The 17,337-nt window shown below is 66.5% G+C and carries 13 protein-coding genes; 10 read left to right on the top strand and 3 right to left on the bottom strand.

Annotated elements, in window-relative coordinates; all coding sequences use genetic code 11:
- Window positions 1–28 precede the first annotated feature (28 nt).
- A complete protein-coding gene (locus ACROUL_RS18820; protein ID WP_431300961.1) occupies window positions 29–2,041 on the top strand; it encodes a M3 family metallopeptidase in 2,013 nt (670 codons plus the stop codon).
- Window positions 2,042–2,093: 52 nt separating this feature from the next.
- Here ACROUL_RS18820 and ACROUL_RS18815 read toward each other — a convergent pair whose 3' ends face one another.
- Window positions 2,094–3,158: a GlxA family transcriptional regulator gene (locus ACROUL_RS18815; protein ID WP_431300960.1), complete on the bottom strand. Its 1,065-nt coding sequence runs from the start codon at window positions 3,156–3,158 to the stop codon at window positions 2,094–2,096.
- On the opposite strand from ACROUL_RS18815, the gene ACROUL_RS18810 reads away from it, so the two are divergent.
- The 8 genes from ACROUL_RS18810 to ACROUL_RS18775 all read left to right on the top strand — a co-directional run bounded on the left by ACROUL_RS18810 (window position 3,127) and on the right by ACROUL_RS18775 (window position 12,652).
- The gene (locus tag ACROUL_RS18810) at window positions 3,127–4,041 is read left to right on the top strand and encodes a 3-keto-5-aminohexanoate cleavage protein (protein ID WP_431300959.1); all 915 of its coding nucleotides are present in this window, start codon (window positions 3,127–3,129) and stop codon (window positions 4,039–4,041) included. The genes ACROUL_RS18815 and ACROUL_RS18810 overlap by 32 nt on opposite strands.
- 1 nt (window position 4,042) lies before the next feature.
- Window positions 4,043–4,678 carry an HD domain-containing protein gene (locus tag ACROUL_RS18805; RefSeq protein WP_431300958.1) on the top strand — a complete coding sequence of 212 codons (636 nt, stop codon included), beginning with the start codon at window positions 4,043–4,045 and terminating at the stop codon, window positions 4,676–4,678.
- Entirely contained in the window at window positions 4,678–6,135 is a 1,458-nt protein-coding gene (locus ACROUL_RS18800; RefSeq protein WP_431300957.1) for a carnitine 3-dehydrogenase, read from the top strand. The genes ACROUL_RS18805 and ACROUL_RS18800 overlap by 1 nt, the downstream gene beginning before the upstream one ends.
- Window positions 6,135–7,298: an acyl-CoA dehydrogenase family protein gene (locus tag ACROUL_RS18795; protein ID WP_431300956.1), complete on the top strand. Its 1,164-nt coding sequence runs from the start codon at window positions 6,135–6,137 to the stop codon at window positions 7,296–7,298. The genes ACROUL_RS18800 and ACROUL_RS18795 overlap by 1 nt, the downstream gene beginning before the upstream one ends.
- A 248-nt stretch (window positions 7,299–7,546) precedes the next feature.
- Complete coding sequence (locus tag ACROUL_RS18790; RefSeq protein ID WP_431300955.1) at window positions 7,547–9,532, top strand: acetate--CoA ligase family protein; 1,986 nt, start codon at window positions 7,547–7,549, stop codon at window positions 9,530–9,532.
- A gap of 5 nt (window positions 9,533–9,537) precedes the next feature.
- Window positions 9,538–10,332, top strand: coding sequence for a carnitinyl-CoA dehydratase (locus ACROUL_RS18785; protein ID WP_431301342.1), 795 nt, complete (start codon window positions 9,538–9,540; stop codon window positions 10,330–10,332).
- Between the two features lie 39 nt (window positions 10,333–10,371).
- Complete coding sequence (locus ACROUL_RS18780; protein ID WP_431300954.1) at window positions 10,372–10,842, top strand: OsmC family protein; 471 nt, start codon at window positions 10,372–10,374, stop codon at window positions 10,840–10,842.
- 196 nt (window positions 10,843–11,038) lie between these two features.
- A complete protein-coding gene (locus ACROUL_RS18775) occupies window positions 11,039–12,652 on the top strand; it encodes a GMC family oxidoreductase (protein ID WP_431300953.1) in 1,614 nt (537 codons plus the stop codon).
- 90 nt (window positions 12,653–12,742) lie between these two features.
- On the opposite strand, the gene betC is transcribed toward ACROUL_RS18775, so the two are convergent.
- On the bottom strand, window positions 12,743–14,248 hold the full coding sequence (betC, locus tag ACROUL_RS18770; RefSeq protein WP_431300952.1) for a choline-sulfatase: 1,506 nt from the start codon (window positions 14,246–14,248) through the stop codon (window positions 12,743–12,745).
- 109 nt (window positions 14,249–14,357) lie between these two features.
- Between betC and ACROUL_RS18765 the strand changes: the two genes are divergently transcribed.
- A complete protein-coding gene (locus ACROUL_RS18765) occupies window positions 14,358–16,316 on the top strand; it encodes a CocE/NonD family hydrolase (protein ID WP_431300951.1) in 1,959 nt (652 codons plus the stop codon).
- Here ACROUL_RS18765 and ACROUL_RS18760 read toward each other — a convergent pair.
- Window positions 16,313–17,059 carry a class II aldolase and adducin N-terminal domain-containing protein gene (locus tag ACROUL_RS18760; protein WP_431300950.1) on the bottom strand — a complete coding sequence of 249 codons (747 nt, stop codon included), beginning with the start codon at window positions 17,057–17,059 and terminating at the stop codon, window positions 16,313–16,315. The genes ACROUL_RS18765 and ACROUL_RS18760 overlap by 4 nt on opposite strands.
- Window positions 17,060–17,337: the final 278 nt, after the last annotated feature.

Genomic DNA, 17,337 nt, shown 5'->3' with positions numbered 1-17,337 from the left:
TATTTTGGGACAGATGAAAGGGTTTGGCATGAGCAATCCGTTGTTGGAAGCGTGGGACGGGGTGTTCGGGTTGCCGACTTTCGAGCGGGTGCGCGACGAGGATTTCGGGCCGGCCTTCGATGTGGCGCTGGCCGAGGCGCGGGCGGCGATTGCCGGAATTGCGGAGGGGCCGGGGGTTTCGTTTGCCGAGGTGATCGAGGCGCTGGAACTGGCGGAAGGGTCTTTGGACCGGGTCGCGGGGGTGTTTTACAACCTTGCCGGGGCGGACAGCACCGAGGCGCGCGAGGCGCTGATGCGGGATCTGGCACCGAAGATGAGCGCGTTTTCCAGCGAGATCACTAACAACAAGGCGCTGTGGGGCAAGATCGAAGCGCTGTGGCAGGGCCGCGAGGGGTTGGGGTTGAGCCCCGAGCAGATGCGAGTGCTGACGCTTTATCGGCAGATGTTCGTGCGGGCGGGGGCGGAGCTGGAAGGGGCAGCGGCGGAGCGGTTGACTGCGGTGAAGTCGCGGCTGGCTGTGTTGGGCACCGCGTTCGGGCAGAACCTTCTCGCCGACGAGCGGGCATGGTTCATGGAAGTGGGCGAGGCCGATCTGGCGGCGTTGCCGGGATTTGTGCAGGACGCTGCACGGGCGGCGGGGGCGGAGCGCGGCTTCGGGGCGGTGGTGACGCTGAACCGCAGCCTGATCGTGCCGTTCCTGCAGTTTTCGCCCAACCGCGCGCTGCGGCAGCGGGCCTATGAGGCTTGGGTTGCGCGGGGCGCCAATGGTGGGGAGACGGATAACCGTGGGGTGGCTGCGGAGATATTGGCCTTGCGGGCGGAGCGGGCTGCGCTGCTGGGCTATGCGGATTTCGCCAGTTTCAAGCTGGAGCCGGAGATGGCGAAGACGCCTGAGGCGGTGCGGGATTTGCTGATGCGGGTCTGGGAGCCTGCGAAGGCGAAGGCGCTGGGTGATGCGGCCGTCTTGGAGGCCATGCTGGTGGCGGATGGGTTTGCCGCACCTTTGGAGGCGTGGGACTGGCGGTATTATTCGGAGAAGCGGCGGAAGGCCGAGCATGATTTGGATGAGGCGGCGTTGAAGCCGTATCTGTCGCTCGACGCGATGCTGGGGGCGCAGTTCGACTGTGCGAACAAGCTTTTCGGGCTGGAGTTCCGCGAGATCGAGGGGCCGTTCTATCACCCGGATGTGCGGGGGTGGGAGGTTACCCGCGGGGGTGCCCATGTGGCGGTTTTCCTTGGGGACTACTTTGCGCGGGGATCGAAGCGGTCGGGGGCTTGGTGTTCGGCGATGCGGTCGCAGCGCAAGCTGGGCGGCGAGCAGCGGCCTGTTGTCGTGAACGTGTGCAACTTCGCGAAGGGCACGCCCAGCCTGTTGTCCTATGACGACGCGCGGACGTTGTTTCACGAGTTCGGCCATGCGCTGCACCAGATGCTGTCGGATGTGACTTATGGGTTCATCTCGGGGACATCCGTCGCGCGGGACTTCGTGGAACTGCCGAGCCAGCTTTATGAGCATTGGCTGGAGGTGCCTTCGGTGCTGGAAGCGCACGCGAGGCACCATGAGACCGGCGAGCCGATGCCGGCGGACATGCTGGAGCGGCTTTTGGCGGCGGGGACCTATGACCAGGGCTTTGCGACGGTGGAGTTCGTGAGTTCGGCGCTGGTCGATCTGGAGTTTCACAGCGGCGCGGCACCGGCGGACCCGATGCAGCGGCAGGCGGAGGTGCTGGAGGGGCTCGGGATGCCGCGGGCGATCCGGATGCGGCACGCGACCCCGCATTTCGCGCATGTGTTTTCCGGCGACGGGTATTCGGCGGGGTATTATTCCTACATGTGGTCGGAGGTGATGGACGCCGATGCCTTTGCGGCCTTCGAGGAGGCGGGCGATCCGTTTGATCCTGTCGTGGCGGCGCGGCTGGAGCAGTTCATCCTGTCAGCGGGCGGGTCGGAGGAGGCAGAGGCCTTGTATCTGAAGTTCCGCGGGCGGATGCCGGGGGTAGAGGCCTTGCTGAAGGGCCGGGGATTGTTGGACGCGGCGTAAGCGGGGGGCCAGCCCCCCGCACCCTCCGGGATATCTTCGCAAAGAGGAAGACCTAGGCACGGAGTGATCCGGGGGGGTGGCCGAACTTTGCCTTGAAGGCGCGGGAGAGGGTGGCGGGGCTTGAGAAGCCGGTGCGGAGCGCGATCTCGGCGAGGGGGTGTTTCGTGTCCGTCAGGAGGCGGCGGGCGGCGGCGAGGCGGAGGCTGAGGGCGTAGGCGCCGGGGGTGAGGCCGAGGCTATCGCGGAACAGGGTCTCCAAGCGGCGGGGGGTGAGGTTCACGGCCTTGGCGATGCTGGCGATGGGTTGAGGGGCGTCGAGCGTGGCCTCCATCAAGGCCGTGGCGCGGGCGACGCGTGGGTCGAGGCTTGGGTCTTGCGCCTCGGGGGCGATCTGGGGTTCGGAGCCTTTGCGGTGGGTGGCGAGGAAACTGGCGGCGACCTGACGGGCGAGGGCGGCGCCGTGGCGGGCGCGGATCAGGTGCAGCATGAAGTCGGTCGCGGCGGCGGCGCCGCCGATGGTGGCGCGGTTGCGGTCGATCACGTAGCGGTCCGGCAGGACCGTGGTTTCGGGGTGGCTGGCTGCGAGGTCTTCGAGGTCTTCCCAATGCACGGTGGCGCGGTAGCCGTCGAGGAGACCGGCGCGGGCCATGACCCAGGGCGCGGCGTCGATGCCACCGACAAGCTGGAAGCGGGGCGCGATGCGGCGAAGGTCGCGGATCAGGGGGCGGGTGGCGACCTCGGCCAGACGGTAGCCGGCGATGACGATGAGGGCGTCGGCGCCTGAGGCGTGGGAGAGGGGGCCGGCGGAGGGAAGCTCGATCCCGCAGGTCAGGGGGACGGGCTGGCCGTCGGGGGTGACGACGCGCCAGCGGTAGGCCTCGTGCCCCAATTGGCGGTTGGCGTTGCGGAGGGGGTCGAGGGCGCTGGCGACCTCGAGGATCGAGGCTTGCGGCAGCACGAAGAGGGCGATGGTCAGGGGGCCGGTCGCGGGTGCGAAGAGTGCGTTTTCCGTCATAAGAATTTCGTAAAGTGCAAAGCGCGGGTTGGCAAGCGGCGTAAGGTGGGCAGCGAAGAGGAGATGCCCCATGCCGCTGACCATGAACCGTGAGGTTTTCATCACCTGTGCCGTGACCGGATCGGGCGGCACGCAGGACCGCAGCCCGCACGTGCCGCGCAGCCCCAAGCAGATTGCCGAAAGCGCGATTGCGGCGGCGAAGGCCGGGGCAGCGGTGGTGCACTGCCACGTGCGCGACCCCGAGACGGGGAAACCCAGCCGCAAGCTGGAGTATTACCGTGAGGTGACGGAGCGGATCAGGGACAGCGATACCGATGTGGTGCTGAACCTGACCGCAGGGATGGGCGGCGACATCTATTTCGAGGGCACCGAGGATATGGGGCGCATCGGCCCACGGTCTGACATGGCGGGGGCGGAAGAGCGGGTGGCGCATGTGGTGGAGTGCCGGCCGGAGATCTGCACGCTGGATTGCGGCACGATGAACTTCAACGAGGCTGACTATGTGATGGTCAACACGCCCGGCATGTTGCGGGATATGGCCAGGCGGATGACGGCGGCGGGCGTGCGGATCGAGATCGAGGCGTTCGATACGGGGCATCTGTGGCTGGCAAAGGAACTGGTGCGCGAAGGCGTGATCCCGGACCCGGTCTTGGTGCAACTGTGCATGGGCGTGCCGTGGGGCGCGCCGGATGACCTGAATACCTTCATGGCGATGGTCAACAATGTGCCGGCGGGGTGGCACTGGTCGGCGTTTTCCTTGGGGCGCAACGAGATGGCCTATGCGGCGGCGGCGACGCTGGCGGGGGGCAACGTGCGTGTCGGGCTGGAGGACAACCTTTGGCTGGACAAGGGCGTTTTGGCCACCAACGCGCAACTGGTGGAACGCGCGGCGACGATCGTGGAAAACATGGGCGCGCGGGTGATCACGCCGGCAGAGGTGCGTGCGCGGCTGAAGCTGGACAAGCGCGCGCCGGTGGGGCGCTGACATGGACAAGGTCAAGTTCACCGCGATGAAGGACGGCGACGCCAGCGATTACGCGATGCTGGACGTTCACGAGCGCGACTATGCGGCGGGGACGGCGGACCGTTTGCTGGGCGCTCTGGTGGCTTTGGATGAAAGCCTGTCGGGATATCAGGTCACGCGGCTGGGCCATTCCTTGCAGGCGGCGACGCGGGCATGGCGGGCGGGGGCGGATACCGACTGGGTGGTGGCGGCGCTGCTGCATGACATCGGCGATATCTACGCGCCCTACAATCACGATGAATACGCCGCCGCGATCCTGAAGCCCTTCGTGCGCGAACAGGTGACATGGGTGGTGGAAAAACACGGCGATTTCCAGCGGCTTTACTATGCGCATCACACGGGCGGAAACCGCCATGCGCGCGACCGCTTCAAGGGCCATGCCTATTACGATGACTGCGATACGTTCTGCGCGAACTGGGACCAATCGAGCTTCGATCCGGCCTATCCGACGATGCAGGTCGAGGATTTCGCGCCGCTGGTGCGCGAGGTGTTCGCGCGCAAGGCATATGACCCGGCGGTGATCCGGGCGGGCGAGCGGGTGGCGCTGACGGATGCGGGTGTTGCTGCGGCGCGGGCGGCAGGAATGGGAGAGGCGTGATGGCACGCAAGGCGGCGATCATTGGCGGCGGGGTTATCGGCGGCGGTTGGACCGCGCGGTTCCTGTTGAACGGTTGGGATGTGGCGGTGTTCGACCCCGACCCGGAGGCGGAGCGGAAGATCAACGAGGTCTTGGCGAACGCCCGGGCGGCGCTGCCGGCGCTGTCGGACGTGCCGATGCCCGCCGAGGGGCGGTTGTCGTTTGCCGGGACGATGGCCGAGGCGGTCGAGGGGGCGGAGTATGTGCAGGAGTCGGTCAGCGAACGGATCGAGCTGAAGCACAAGGTCTATGCCCAGTTGCAGCAATCGAACCCCGGCGTGCTGATCGGGTCGTCCACCAGCGGGTTCAAGGCGAGCGATTTGCAGAAAGGCAGCCCGGCGCCCGAAAACATCATCGTCGCGCACCCGTTCAACCCGGTTTACCTGCTGCCCCTGTCGGAAATCTCTGGCTCGCCCACCAACCCGCCCGAGGTGGTGGAGCGAACCGTGCAGATCATGAAGGACATCGGGATGTTCCCGCTGGTTCTGCGCAAGGAGATTGATGCGTTCATCGGCAACCGGTTCCTCGAAGCGGTTTGGCGCGAGGCGTTGTGGATGCTGGTCGACGGGGTGGCGACGACGGCCGAGATCGACGATGCGATCCGCATGGGCTTTGGCTTGCGCTGGGGGCAGATGGGCCTTTTCGAGACCTACCGCGTGGCGGGCGGCGAGGCGGGGATGCGGCATTTCATGGCGCAGTTCGGCCCGGCGCTGAAATGGCCCTGGACCAAGCTGATGGACGTGCCGGAGTTCAACGATGCGCTGGTCGATCTGGTGGCGGAGCAGTCGGACGCGCAGTCGGGGCACCACACGATCCGAGAGCTGGAGCGTATCCGCGACCAGAACCTTGTGGGCTTCCTGCGGTCGTTGAAGGACCGCAACTGGGGCGCCGGCAAGGTCTTGCGCGAGCATGACGAGCGGCGGCGCGAGGCGTTTCATGCGGGCGAGTTGGCGGGCACGCCGCTCAAGATGGCGGAGTTGCAGGTGCTGCCGTCGTGGATCGACTATAACGGCCACATGACGGAAAGCCGGTATCTGTTCTGCGCGTCGGAGGTGGCGGATGCCTTCCTGCGGCTGATCGGGGCGGACATGGATTATGTGGCGGGCGGGCATTCCTATTACACGGCGGAAAGTCTGGTGCGGCATCTAGGCGAGGCAAAGCTCGGGGACCGGCTGACCGGGACGCTGCAGGTGATCAAGGCGGATGAAAAGCGGCTCCATCATTTCATCACGCTGAGGCGCGGTGATGAGGTGGTGGCGACGGTGGAGCAGATGTGCCTGCACGTCGACATGAAGGCGGGGAAGGCCTGTGCCGCGGCGCCGGAGGTTCTGGCGCGGCTGATGCCGATTGCAGCGGCGCATGAAGGTTTGCCAGCGCCGGAAGGGCTTGGACGCTTTGTCGGGCAAAGGAGGGTGTGATGGACTTCGGACTTTCCGACGAACAGCGGATGATCGTCGAGACGACGCGGGCGTTTGTCGAGACCGAGCTTTACCCTCACGAACTGGCGGTGGAACGGTCGGGCGTGCTGCCGCTAGAGGTGATCCGCGAGGTGCAGCAAAAGGCAATGGCGGCTGGGCTTTATGCCGCCAACATGCCGGTCGAACTGGGAGGTGCGGGGCTCGATACGCTGTCGTGGCTGCTTTATGAAAAGGAACTCGGCCGGGCGAACTATGCGCTGCACTGGACCTGCGTGGCCCGGCCGTCGAACATCTTGCTCGCCGGTAACTCGGAACAGCGCGAGCGGTATCTGATGCCCTGCATCCGGGGCGAGACCTGGGATTGTCTGGCGATGACCGAACCGGGCGCCGGGTCGGATTTGCGCGGGATGAAGGCAAGCGCGCGGCAGGACGGCGGCGACTGGGTGCTGAACGGGACCAAGCACTTCATCAGCCACGCCGATCTGGCGGGGTTTGCGATCGTCTTCATGGCGTCCGGCGAGGAGGAAACTCCGCGCGGCACTAAGAAGCTGATCACTGCTTTCTTCGTCGACAAGGGGACGCCGGGGTTCACCGTGCGCGACGGCTACCGCAACGTCAGCCACCGCGGTTATACCAACGCGGTGCTGGAGTTCGACGATTGCCGGGTGCCGGCGGCAAACGTGCTGGGCGAGGTGCACAAGGGCTTCGAGGTGGCGAACTCGTGGCTGGGCGCCACCCGGTTGCAGGTGGCCTCGACATGCCTTGGGCGCGCGGAACGGGCGCTGGCGCTTGCGGTGGCATATGCGGCGGAGCGCAAGCAGTTCGGGCAGGCGATCGGGAAGTTTCAGGGTGTCAGTTTCAAGCTTGCCGACATGGCGATGGAGTTGAAGGCGGCGGAACTGCTGACCCGCGAGGCGGCGTGGAAATACGATCAGGGCACGGTGACCGAGGCCGACATGTCGATGGCCAAGCTGAAGGCGACCGAGGTGCTGGCGATGGTCGCGGACGAGGCGATCCAGATTCACGGCGGGATGGGGCTGATGGACGAACTGCCGCTGGAGCGGATCTGGCGGGATAGCCGGGTAGAGCGGATCTGGGAAGGCACCTCGGAAATCCAGCGCCACATCATCAGCCGCGAACTTCTGCGGGCGGTCGGGGGCTGAACCGTCGGAAGCGGGGGTTTCACACCCCCGCACCCCCGTGGGATATTTGAGGACAGATGAAAGGGTTTGTTAACCTTGGACTGCAAGAGTGATCGGGCGGTACAGGCGGGGACGCCGATGACCGCGACAGGTGAAACCCTGCTTCGGTTCGCCGAGGCAGGGAACCTCGCTTCGCATTTCATCTGTCTGAAAATATCCCGGGGTCCGGGGCAGAGCCCCGGGGTCCGTGCAAAAGCCGGAGGCCGGGCATGAGCCGCCTAGACCGTCTGCTGCGCCCGCGACACATCTCCGTTCTGGGGGCCGGTTGGGCGCTGAACGTCATCGAGCAATGCCGAAAGATGGGCTTCGCAGGTCAGGTCTGGCCGGTGCATCCGACGAAGGCCGAGGTTGGAGGCTTGCGCGCCTATACGAGCCTCGCCGATCTGCCGGAGCCGCCGGATGCCACTTTCATCGGGGTCAACCGCTTTGCGACGGTGGACGTCGTGGCCGAACTGGCCGCGATGGGGGCGGGCGGGGCGATCTGCTTTGCCTCGGGCTGGACCGAGGCTGGCGAGCCGGGCTTGCAGGACCGGCTGGTTGCGGCGGCGGGGGATATGCCGATCCTTGGGCCGAACTGCTACGGGGTGATCAATTACCTTGATGGCGCGCTTTTGTGGCCCGACCAGCACGGCGGGCTTCGGGTGGAAAAGGGTGTGGCGCTGGTCAGCCAGTCGTCGAACATCGTGATCAACATGGGCATGCAGCAACGGGGTTTGCCGGTCGCCTATGTCGCCTGTCTGGGCAACGCGGCGGTGGTGGGCTTGGCCGAGTTAACGGGCGCGCTGCTGGACGATCCGCGGGTGACGGCGGTCGGGCTTTACATCGAGGGGATCGACGATGCCCCGGCGTTCGCCGCGCTGGCCGAAAAGGCGCGCGGTCTGGGCAAGGGTGTGGTGGCGATCAAGTCGGGCAAGACGGAATTGTCGCGGACGGCTGCAGCTTCGCACACGGCGTCGCTTGCCGGAGGCGGGGCCGCTTCCAGTGCCTTCCTGCGCCAGATCGGGGTGGCGGAGGTGAACACGCCGTCCGAATTGATCGAGACGCTGAAGATTTTCCACGTCCACGGGCCGCAGATCGGCAGGCGGATCTGTTCGCTCTCCTGTTCGGGGGGCGAGGCGGGGTTGGTTGCGGATCTGGCGGCGTCCGTCGGGATCGACTTCCCTCCCGTCCCGCAGGCGACGCATGACCGGCTGTTCGCGGTGCTGGGGGAGATCCCGACGATCTCCAACCCGCTGGATTACCACACCTTCATCTGGGGCGACGGGCCGAAGACGACGGAGGTCTTTTCAGCGATGCTGGAAGCCTATGACGCGGGCATCTACATCATCGACGCGCCTCGGGCGGACCGGTGTGATCCGTCCAGCTATGACCCGGCCTTTGCAGCAATCATCGCGGCGCAGAGGGCGACGGGGAAGATCGCACTTCCGGTCGCCTCGATGGCCGAGAACTTTGGCGAGGCGCGGGTCGAGGCGATGATGCGCGAGGGGGTTTGCGCGCTTTTGGGGCTGGAGACGGCGCTGGCGGCGATCCGGGCGGCGCAGACGGAGCCGGGTCTGCCGGGGTGGCGGCCGGTGGCGGCGGTGCCCACGCGTGAGACGGTGATGCTGTCGGAGGCCGAGGGCAAGGCGCTGTTGGCGGCGGCGGGGGCGGCGGTGCCGCGTTCGGCCGTAGCGACGACGATTGCCGGGCTGGACGTGGTGGGGTTGGCCGCGCCCTATGCCTTGAAGGGGCTGGGGTTTGCGCACAAGACCGAGGCGGGAGCGGTTCGGCTTGGCCTTGCGTCGCTGGACGGGCAGGCGGAGATGCCTGGGGCTGCGGGCTATCTGGCCGAGGAGATGGTGACGGGGGCGGTGGCCGAGGTGCTTCTGGGCCTGCGCCGCGACCCGGTTTACGGCGTTACGCTGACGCTTGGCATGGGCGGGGTGACGGCTGAGGTTCTGGCAGATACGGTGACGCTGGTGCTGCCGGTGACCGAGGCGCAGGTGCTGGAGGCGGCGCGGGGGTTACGGCTGTGGCCGCTGCTGGACGGGTATCGCGGGCGGCCGAAGGCGGACATGGCGGCGGTCGCGGCGATGGCGGTGCGGCTGGGGGATCTGATGCTGGCGGATGCGGGCCTTGAGGAAATCGAGATCAACCCTGTCATGGTGCGGGAAACTGGCGCCGTGGCGGTCGATGCATTGGTAAGGAGAGCGTGATGGCGATGGAGATGCGCGTCGAGGGGCCGGTCAAGACGCGGCGCGAGGGGGCGATCCTTGAGGTCACGCTGGACGCGCCCAAGGCGAACGCGATCAGTCTGAAGACCAGCCGGGTGATGGGGCTGGTGTTCCGCGATTTCCGCGATGACGATAGTTTGCGCGTCTGCATCCTGCGCGCGGCGGGGGAGAAGTTCTTTTGCCCCGGCTGGGATTTGAAGGCCGCGGCCGAGGGCGATGCGGTCGATGGCGACTATGGTGTGGGCGGCTTTGGCGGATTGCAGGAGCTGCCGAACCTGAACAAGCCGGTGATCGCGGCGGTGCAGGGCATCTGCTGCGGTGGGGGGCTGGAGCTGGCGCTGTCGGCGGACCTGATCCTGTGTTCGACAACTGCGACCTTTGCCTTGCCGGAGATCCGGTCGGGCACTGTCGCCGATGCGGCGTCGATCAAACTGCCGAAGCGCATCCCTTATCATGTGGCGATGGACCTGCTGCTGACGGGGCGCTGGTTTGATGCCGAGGAGGCGTTTCGCTGGGGGCTGATCAAGGAGATCTGCGCGCCGGGGGATCTGCTGGGGAAGGCGTGGGATCTGGCGCGGCTTTTGGAAAGCGGGCCGCCCTTGGTTTATGCGGCGATCAAGGAAGTGGTGCGCGAGGCCGAGAACATGCGCTTTCAGGATGCGCTGAACCGGATCACCAAGCGCCAGATGCCGACGGTGGACCGGCTCTATTCCAGCGAGGACCAGTTGGAGGGAGCGCGGGCCTTTGCCGAGAAGCGCGACCCGGTCTGGAAGGGGCGCTGAGCGACACCCCGGCCCGCTGCGAAAACGAGGAGGTAAGCGATGCCCAACCATGATTACACCACCCGCGTCGTCTGGACTGGAAACCGGGGCGAGGGGACGGCGCATTACAAGGCCTATGACCGGACCTGGGATATTGCGGTGCCGGGGAAGGCGTTGGTGCACTGTTCGAACGACCCGCTTCTGGGGGGCGATCCGTCGAAGATGAACCCCGAGGATCTGCTGTTGTCGGCGCTGTCGGCCTGTCACATGCTTTGGTACCTGCACTACGCGAGCGAGGCCGGGGTCGTCGTGACGGGGTATTCCGATGCACCCATTGGCGTGGGCGAGATCGGTCGCGGCGGTGCGGGGCGGTTTTTGTCGGCGACGCTGCGGCCGCAGGTGACGGTGCGCCCGGGGACCGATCTGGCGGTGGCGGAGGCGATCCATCACCGCATCCACGAGGTCTGCTTCATCGCGCGGTCGGTGAACTTTCCGGTGACATACGCGCCGGGTTTCACCGTTGCGGAGTGAATGAGCGCCTGCGGCGCAAAGCTGTGTCTCGCCTCTGGCGCGTCGCCGCGCCAACCGGCTCGGACCAGAACCTCCGGCGGGGATATTTTGGCAAAGAGGAAGGTGGCAGCGGGTCAGGCGCGACAAATTCTGTCGGAAACCGGACGGTTGGCACAGGGTGCCGGCGCTAGGGTGGCGCGATAGGCGCGGGGGCCGGATGGACGAGACCGATTACATCATCGTGGGCGCGGGCAGTGCGGGGTGCGTGCTGGCGGAGCGGTTGTCGGCAAGCGGCAAGCACCGGGTGACGGTGCTGGAAGCGGGCGGGTCGGACCGGCGGTTCTTTGTGCATCTGCCCTTGGGCTACGGCAAGCTGTTCTACGACCCGACGGTGAACTGGCTTTACAAGACCGAACCGGATGCGGGGCTGAACGGGGCGCGGGACCATTGGCCGCGCGGGCGGGTTCTTGGCGGGTCGTCCTCGATCAACGCGATGGTGTATATACGTGGGCATCAGGCGGATTACGAGGAATGGGGCGCGGCCAACCCCGGCTGGGGCTGGGAGGAGTGCCTTTCGGCCTACAAGGCGATGGAGGATACCGAGGCCGGGGGCGATGACTGGCGCGGCAAGGGCGGGCCGTTGTTCGTGTCGGCCAATCGGACGGGGCTGCATCCCTTGGTGAGCGATTATCTGGCGGCCTGTGCGTCGGCCGGGTTGGCGGAGAACGCCGATTTCAACGGCGCCGAGCAGGAGGGCGCCGGGGTCTACCAGATGACGATCAAGGGCGGGCGGCGCAATTCGGCAGCACGAGCGTTCCTGAGGCCGGCGATGAAGCGGGCGAATGTCCGGGTTGTCACCGGGGCGATGGTGACCCGCGTGGTGATCGAGGCTGGCCGTGCCGTGGGGGTGGAGTATCGGCGCGGCGGGGAAACCCACGTCCTGCGCGCGAAGGCCGAGGTCATTCTGGCGGGGGGCGCGATCAACTCGCCGCAGCTGTTGCAACTGTCGGGCGTGGGGCCGGGGGCGTTGTTGCAGGGGTTGGGGATACCGGTGCTGCGCGACAACGCCAATGTCGGCGATCACCTGAGCGACCATCAGGGCATCAACTACACCTGGGCGATGACGGTGCCGACCTACAATGACGAGCTGCGCCCGTGGTGGGGCAAGCTGCGCGCGGGGATGCAATATGTGCTGACGCGCGGCGGGCCACTGTCGAAGTCGATCAACCATGCGGGTGGGTTCTTCCGCACCTCGCCCGATCTGCCGCGACCGAACATGCAACTGTATTTTCAGGCGTTTTCGACGCTGATCCCGCGCGAGGGCGAGCGGCCGGTCCTGGACCCCGATCCGTGGTCGGGGATGTCGATCGGATTGTCGAATTGCAGACCCACAAGCCGGGGGCATATCCGGCTGCGGTCAGCCGATCCGATGATGCATCCGGTGATCACGGCGAATGCGTTTTCGACCAACCATGACGTCGAGGAGATGCTGGCGGCGGTGAAATACCTGCGGCATCTGGCGGCGCAGCCGCCCTTGGCGCGGCTGATCAAGGAAGAGCTGCGACCGGGGCCGCAGGTAGTAACGGACGAGGCCCTGATCGACGATTTCCGCAGCCGGTCGGGGACTGTGTATCACCCAAGCTGCACCTGCCGGATGGGTGGGGATGCGGCGACGAGCGTCGTCGATGCCCGGCTGAAGGTGCACGGGGTGGAGGGGTTGCGCGTGATCGACGCCTCTGCCTTCCCGAACCTGATTGCGGGCAACACCAATGCGCCGGCCTTGCTGATGGGGTGGAAGGGCGCGGAGATGGTTCTGGCCGACGCGCGCTGAGCCGGCGGTCGTTGCCGCGACCCTGGCAGGAGCCTCCGGCGGGGATATTTTGGGACAGATGAAGGGCTACAGAGGAAGGGCGGGAGGCGTTCATTCGCCCCGTGGGAAGCGCTTCGAATCCTCAAGAATGTTCAAGTCCATGTGGTTGCGCATGTAGCGTTCCGATGCGGCACGGAGTGGCTGGTGGTCCCACGGGTAATAGGCGCCGTTGCGCAGGGCCTCGTACACCACCCAGCGGCGGGCCTGGCTTTCGCGGACGGCGGCATCGTAGGCGGGAAGGTTCCAGCGGGCGTCGGCAAGCGTCTGGAAATGCGCGAGTATTTCGGCGGCGCGGGGATCGGTGGCGAGGTTCGTGCGTTCCTGCGGATCGCTTGCGAGGTCGAAGAGAAGCTCGGGGTCGGCGGGGCAGCGGATGTATTTCCAGGCGCCTTCGCGCAGGGCCACCATCGGGGTGATGGTGCCTTCGGCGGCGTATTCCATTGCGACGGCGGGGCGCGGTGCGCCGGCGGCGACCGGGATCAGGTTGACGCCTTCGGTCCAGGGCATGACCTCGGCCATCGAGATTCCGGCAAGGGCCGCGAGGGTGGGGGCGAGGTCGATGGTGGAAACCGGCGTGTCGATCCGGACGGGGGTGATGTCGGGTGACGAGATCATCAGGGGCACTCGGGCGGAGCCTTCGAAGAAGTTCATCTTGAACCACAAGCCACGCTCGCCCAGCATTTCGCCGTGGTCGGAGAGGAAGACGACGATGGCCTCCTGCCGTGTCGCCTCAAGCACCGCGAAGATTTCGCCGATCTTGTCGTCGACGTAGGAGATGTTGGCAAAATAGCCTTGGCGGGCGCGGCGGATCTGGTCGTCGGATATGTCAAAGGCGCGCCAGTCGCAGGCGTCCATCAGGCGCTGGGAGTGGGGGTCTTGCGCCTCGTACGGGATGGGTGCGGGCGGTTCGAGTTCGGGGGCGTTTTCGTAGAGATCCCAGTACTTGCGGCGGGCCACGAAGGGGTCGTGCGGGTGGGTGAAGCTGACGGTCAGGCACCACGGGCGGGTATCCTGACCGCGCGACAGGTCGTAAAGCTTTTGGATCGCCTGATGCGCCACGTCGTCGTCGTATTCGAGCTGGTTGGTGATTTCGGCCACGCCCGCGCCGGTGACGGAGCCGAGGTTGTGATACCACCAGTCGATCCGTTCACCCGGTTTGCGGTAATCCGGCGTCCAGCCGAAATCGGCGGGGTAGATGTCGGTGGTCAGGCGCTCTTCGAAGCCGTGGAGCTGGTCGGGGCCGACGAAATGCATCTTGCCGCTGAGGGCGGTGTGATAGCCGGCGCGGCGCAGGTGGTGGGCGTAGGTGGGGATGTCGGAGGCGAACTCGGCCGCGTTGTCGTAGACGCGGGTGCGGCTGGGCAACTGGCCCGACATGAACGAGGCGCGGGCCGGGGCGCAAAGCGGCGAGGCGGTGTAGGCGTTGGCAAAGCGCGCGGAATGGGCGGCGAGGCGGCGCAGGTTCGGGGCGTGCAGGAAGGGCGCAGGGCCGTCGGGAAAGAGGGTGCCGTTCAACTGGTCGACCATCACGATGAGGATATTCGGAGGCGTGGTCATGGGCGGCCTTTCCTGTGGCGACGTGCCGGGTAAGCTGGCGGCAGATCGGACCCTCGTCTGGCCTTGCAGCGACGGTGCCCGGTCATAACCGGCATTTGGGGAGAGCGCCATGCGGGCTGTAAGCGAGATTCCCGACCAAGGGATCGTGATGCCGGATGGGGTGCGGCTGTCGGCGCGGCTGTGGCTGCCCCAGGATGCCGGTGTGGACCCGGTGCCGGCGATTCTGGAGATGATCCCCTACCGCAAGCGCGATGGCACGGCGGCGCGGGACGCGGCGATCCATCCGTGGTTTGCGGCGCGGGGCTATGCCTGCCTGCGGGTCGATCTGCGCGGGGCGGGCGACAGTGAGGGTTTGTTGACCGATGAGTATACGGCCGAGGAATGGGCCGATGCCTGCGCGGTGATCGAATGGGCGGCGGCGCAGCCGTGGTGCAGCGGCACGGTGGGGATGATGGGTAAAAGCTGGGGCGCGTTCAATGCGTTGCAGGTGGCGGCGTTGCAGCCGCCCGCGCTGGAGGCGGTGATCGCGGTGTGCGGCACGGTGGATCGGTTCGGCGAGGACATCCATTTCAAGGGCGGATGTCTTTTGGGGGAAAACTTCGGCTGGGCGTCGGTGATGCTGTCTTATTCTTCGCGTCCCGCGGACCCGTTGCTGAGGCTGGATTGGCGCGAGGATTGGTTGCTGCGGCTGGACGGGAACCCGTGGCTTGCGCCGCGCTGGGCGGCGGAGCAGGCGCGGGGGGATTACTGGCGGCATGGGTCGGTCTGTGAGGATTGGGGGAAGATGACCGTGCCGGTGCTGGCCGTTGGCGGCTGGGCGGATGGCTACATGAACATGGTGGGGGCGCTGGTCGAAAATGCGGTGGGGCCGGTGAAGGGGATCGTCGGACCTTGGGTGCATCTTTACCCGCACATGGCGGTGCCGGGACCGCAGATCGGGTTTCTGACCGAGGCGCTGCGCTGGTGGGATCGCTGGTTGAAGGGTGTGCCTAACGGGGTGGAGGCAGAGGCGCCAACACGCGTTTACATGCTGGATGCGGCGGTGCCGGACGCCAGTGCCGCGTTCCGGCCGGGGCGGTGGCTGGCCCTGCCGGAGGGGTGGCAGGCGGACCGGGTGGTGTTGCCATTGGGGCAGGGTCTTGGCGATGCGGGCGGCGTGCGGACGGTGATCGCCACGCCGCAGCACCTTGGCGCGGCGGCGGGGGAGTATTTCCCGACCGGGCTGAACGGCGAGATGGCGGGGGATCAGGCCGCGGACGACGCGCTGTCGGTCTGTTTCGACGGGCCGGTGCTGGAGGCACCGCTGGAGCTGATCGGGGCGGCGCGGGTGCGGCTGACGGTGGCGTCGGACAAGCCTTTGGGGTTTGTGGTGGCGCGGCTGTGCGATGTGGCGCCTGATGGGGCTTCGGTGCGGATCGCACATGGGATGCTGAACCTGTGCAACCGGGGCGGCGCGGACGCGCCGCGCCCGGTGGTGCCATGCGAGGCGATGACGGTGGAGGTTACGCTGGACCAGATGGCCTACCGGGTGGCGGCGGGGCATCGGGTGCGGCTGGCGCTGTCAAACACCTACTGGCCGTTCCTGTGGCCGTCGCCGGAGGCGGGGCGGCTGATGGTTACGGGCGGAGAGTTGGATCTGCCGGTGCATCGCGGAGGCACGGAGGAGTGGGTGCCGCCCGCGCCGGAGCCGTCGCCAGCGTCGCCGCACCGGGTGCTGCGCGAAGGGGTAGCGTCACGCGAAACGCGAGTGGATGCGGACGGGCGGCACTGGGTGGTGGTTCGCGACGATACCGGGGATTTCGAGGACCTGAGCCACGGCTTGCGCTTTGGCGAGGGCTATGAGGAACGGTGGCAGATACTGCCAGATGATCCCCTGTCGGCGAAGGTGGAGATCGTCTGGGAACAGCGCCTGTCGCGCGGCGATTGGTCGGTGCGGACGCGGTCGGAAACGGCGATGTCGGGCAGCGCCGATGCGCTGCGGATGGAGGCGCGGCTCACGGCATGGGAGGGCGAGACAGAGGTGTTTGCCCGCGTCTGGGATGAGCGCGTGCCGCGCCGGTTCGTCTAGCTGGCGTAGGTCGGATCGTCGCGGTCAAGGATCGACCTGATTTCCGACAGGTGGGCGTCGGCGAAGCCGGGGTAGGTTTCCCATTCGCGGGCGGTTTTCTCGGCGATATCTTCGGGCAGGACGCGCAGGGGGCGTCCGGTTTGCAGGGCGCGGATGTAGGTCTCGGCGGCGCGTTCGAAGTAGTAGAGGCGGTTGAAGGTTTCGGCGACGGTGCGCCCGACGATCAGGACGCCGTGATTGCCCATGACGAGCGTGGTGATTGCGGGGTTTGCCAGCAGGGTGGCGCAGCGCGCGCCTTCCGCCTCAAACGCCATGCCGCCGAAATGGTCATCGACGACGTGGCGATTGTGGAACATCGCGGTGTTCTGGTCGATCGCTGGAAGGCGCGAGTCGGCGAGGCTGGCCAGCACGGTGGCGTGGATCGAATGGACATGCATCGCGCAGCGGGCGTGCGGGCAGGCGCGGTGGATGGCGCCGTGCAGGCCCCAGGCGGTGGGGTCGGGCGCATCGGGGCGGTTGAGTGTGTCTGGATCGTCGGCGTCAATCTCGACCAGCGACGAGGCAGTGATGCGCGAGAAATGCCGTCCGTTCGGGTTGATGAGGAAACGGGTGCCGGCAGGGTTGATCGCGAGGGAAAAATGGTTGGCGACCGCTTCGTGCATGTTCAGCCGGGCCGTCCAGCGGAACGCCGCGGCGAGATCGATTCGCTCTGCCTGCGCGGTGAGGTTGGAATGTGTGTTCATGGCGTCTCCTCCAGGCAGCGAATCGGGCAAGATGTTCTGTGGGGAACAGGGATCGGGAACGGGTTCGGTAGAGTGGTGTTGCACCCAAGGCGAGTGGTGACGGAATTGCTCAACCAGAGACTTGAACTGTGTCGGATCATTGTCGACGTTACCCCGAATGTGCCACAAATCATTCGGATTCTTCTGTAGATTTTCTTATTTCGGGCGAATGCTCACCGCAATCGAGAGGTACTCCGTCACCGTACAGGTGGAGTCAGATCACGTGCGGATTGTAACAA

It is taken from the genome of Tabrizicola sp. BL-A-41-H6, assembly GCF_050632395.1.
Taxonomy (GTDB): domain Bacteria; phylum Pseudomonadota; class Alphaproteobacteria; order Rhodobacterales; family Rhodobacteraceae; genus JAUYQR01.
The sequence above is the reverse complement of the archived record's forward strand: the minus strand, read 5'-3'. Positions and strand labels throughout refer to the sequence as shown.

What these genes read in the sequence shown, in the direction of transcription:
- ACROUL_RS18800 (WP_431300957.1), top strand. Translation starts at nt 4,678, where the DNA reads ATGGCACGCAAGGCGGCGATCATTGGCGGCGGGGTTATCGGCGGCGGT.
- ACROUL_RS18810 (WP_431300959.1), top strand. Translation starts at nt 3,127, where the DNA reads ATGCCGCTGACCATGAACCGTGAGGTTTTCATCACCTGTGCCGTGACC.
- ACROUL_RS18820 (WP_431300961.1), top strand. Translation starts at nt 29, where the DNA reads ATGAGCAATCCGTTGTTGGAAGCGTGGGACGGGGTGTTCGGGTTGCCG.
- ACROUL_RS18790 (WP_431300955.1), top strand. Translation starts at nt 7,547, where the DNA reads ATGAGCCGCCTAGACCGTCTGCTGCGCCCGCGACACATCTCCGTTCTG.
- betC (WP_431300952.1), bottom strand. Translation starts at nt 14,248, where the DNA reads ATGACCACGCCTCCGAATATCCTCATCGTGATGGTCGACCAGTTGAAC.
- ACROUL_RS18775 (WP_431300953.1), top strand. Translation starts at nt 11,039, where the DNA reads ATGGACGAGACCGATTACATCATCGTGGGCGCGGGCAGTGCGGGGTGC.
- ACROUL_RS18785 (WP_431301342.1), top strand. Translation starts at nt 9,538, where the DNA reads ATGGAGATGCGCGTCGAGGGGCCGGTCAAGACGCGGCGCGAGGGGGCG.
- ACROUL_RS18815 (WP_431300960.1), bottom strand. Translation starts at nt 3,158, where the DNA reads ATGAAAACCTCACGGTTCATGGTCAGCGGCATGGGGCATCTCCTCTTC.
- ACROUL_RS18805 (WP_431300958.1), top strand. Translation starts at nt 4,043, where the DNA reads ATGGACAAGGTCAAGTTCACCGCGATGAAGGACGGCGACGCCAGCGAT.
- ACROUL_RS18795 (WP_431300956.1), top strand. Translation starts at nt 6,135, where the DNA reads ATGGACTTCGGACTTTCCGACGAACAGCGGATGATCGTCGAGACGACG.
- ACROUL_RS18760 (WP_431300950.1), bottom strand. Translation starts at nt 17,059, where the DNA reads ATGAACACACATTCCAACCTCACCGCGCAGGCAGAGCGAATCGATCTC.
- ACROUL_RS18765 (WP_431300951.1), top strand. Translation starts at nt 14,358, where the DNA reads ATGCGGGCTGTAAGCGAGATTCCCGACCAAGGGATCGTGATGCCGGAT.
- ACROUL_RS18780 (WP_431300954.1), top strand. Translation starts at nt 10,372, where the DNA reads ATGCCCAACCATGATTACACCACCCGCGTCGTCTGGACTGGAAACCGG.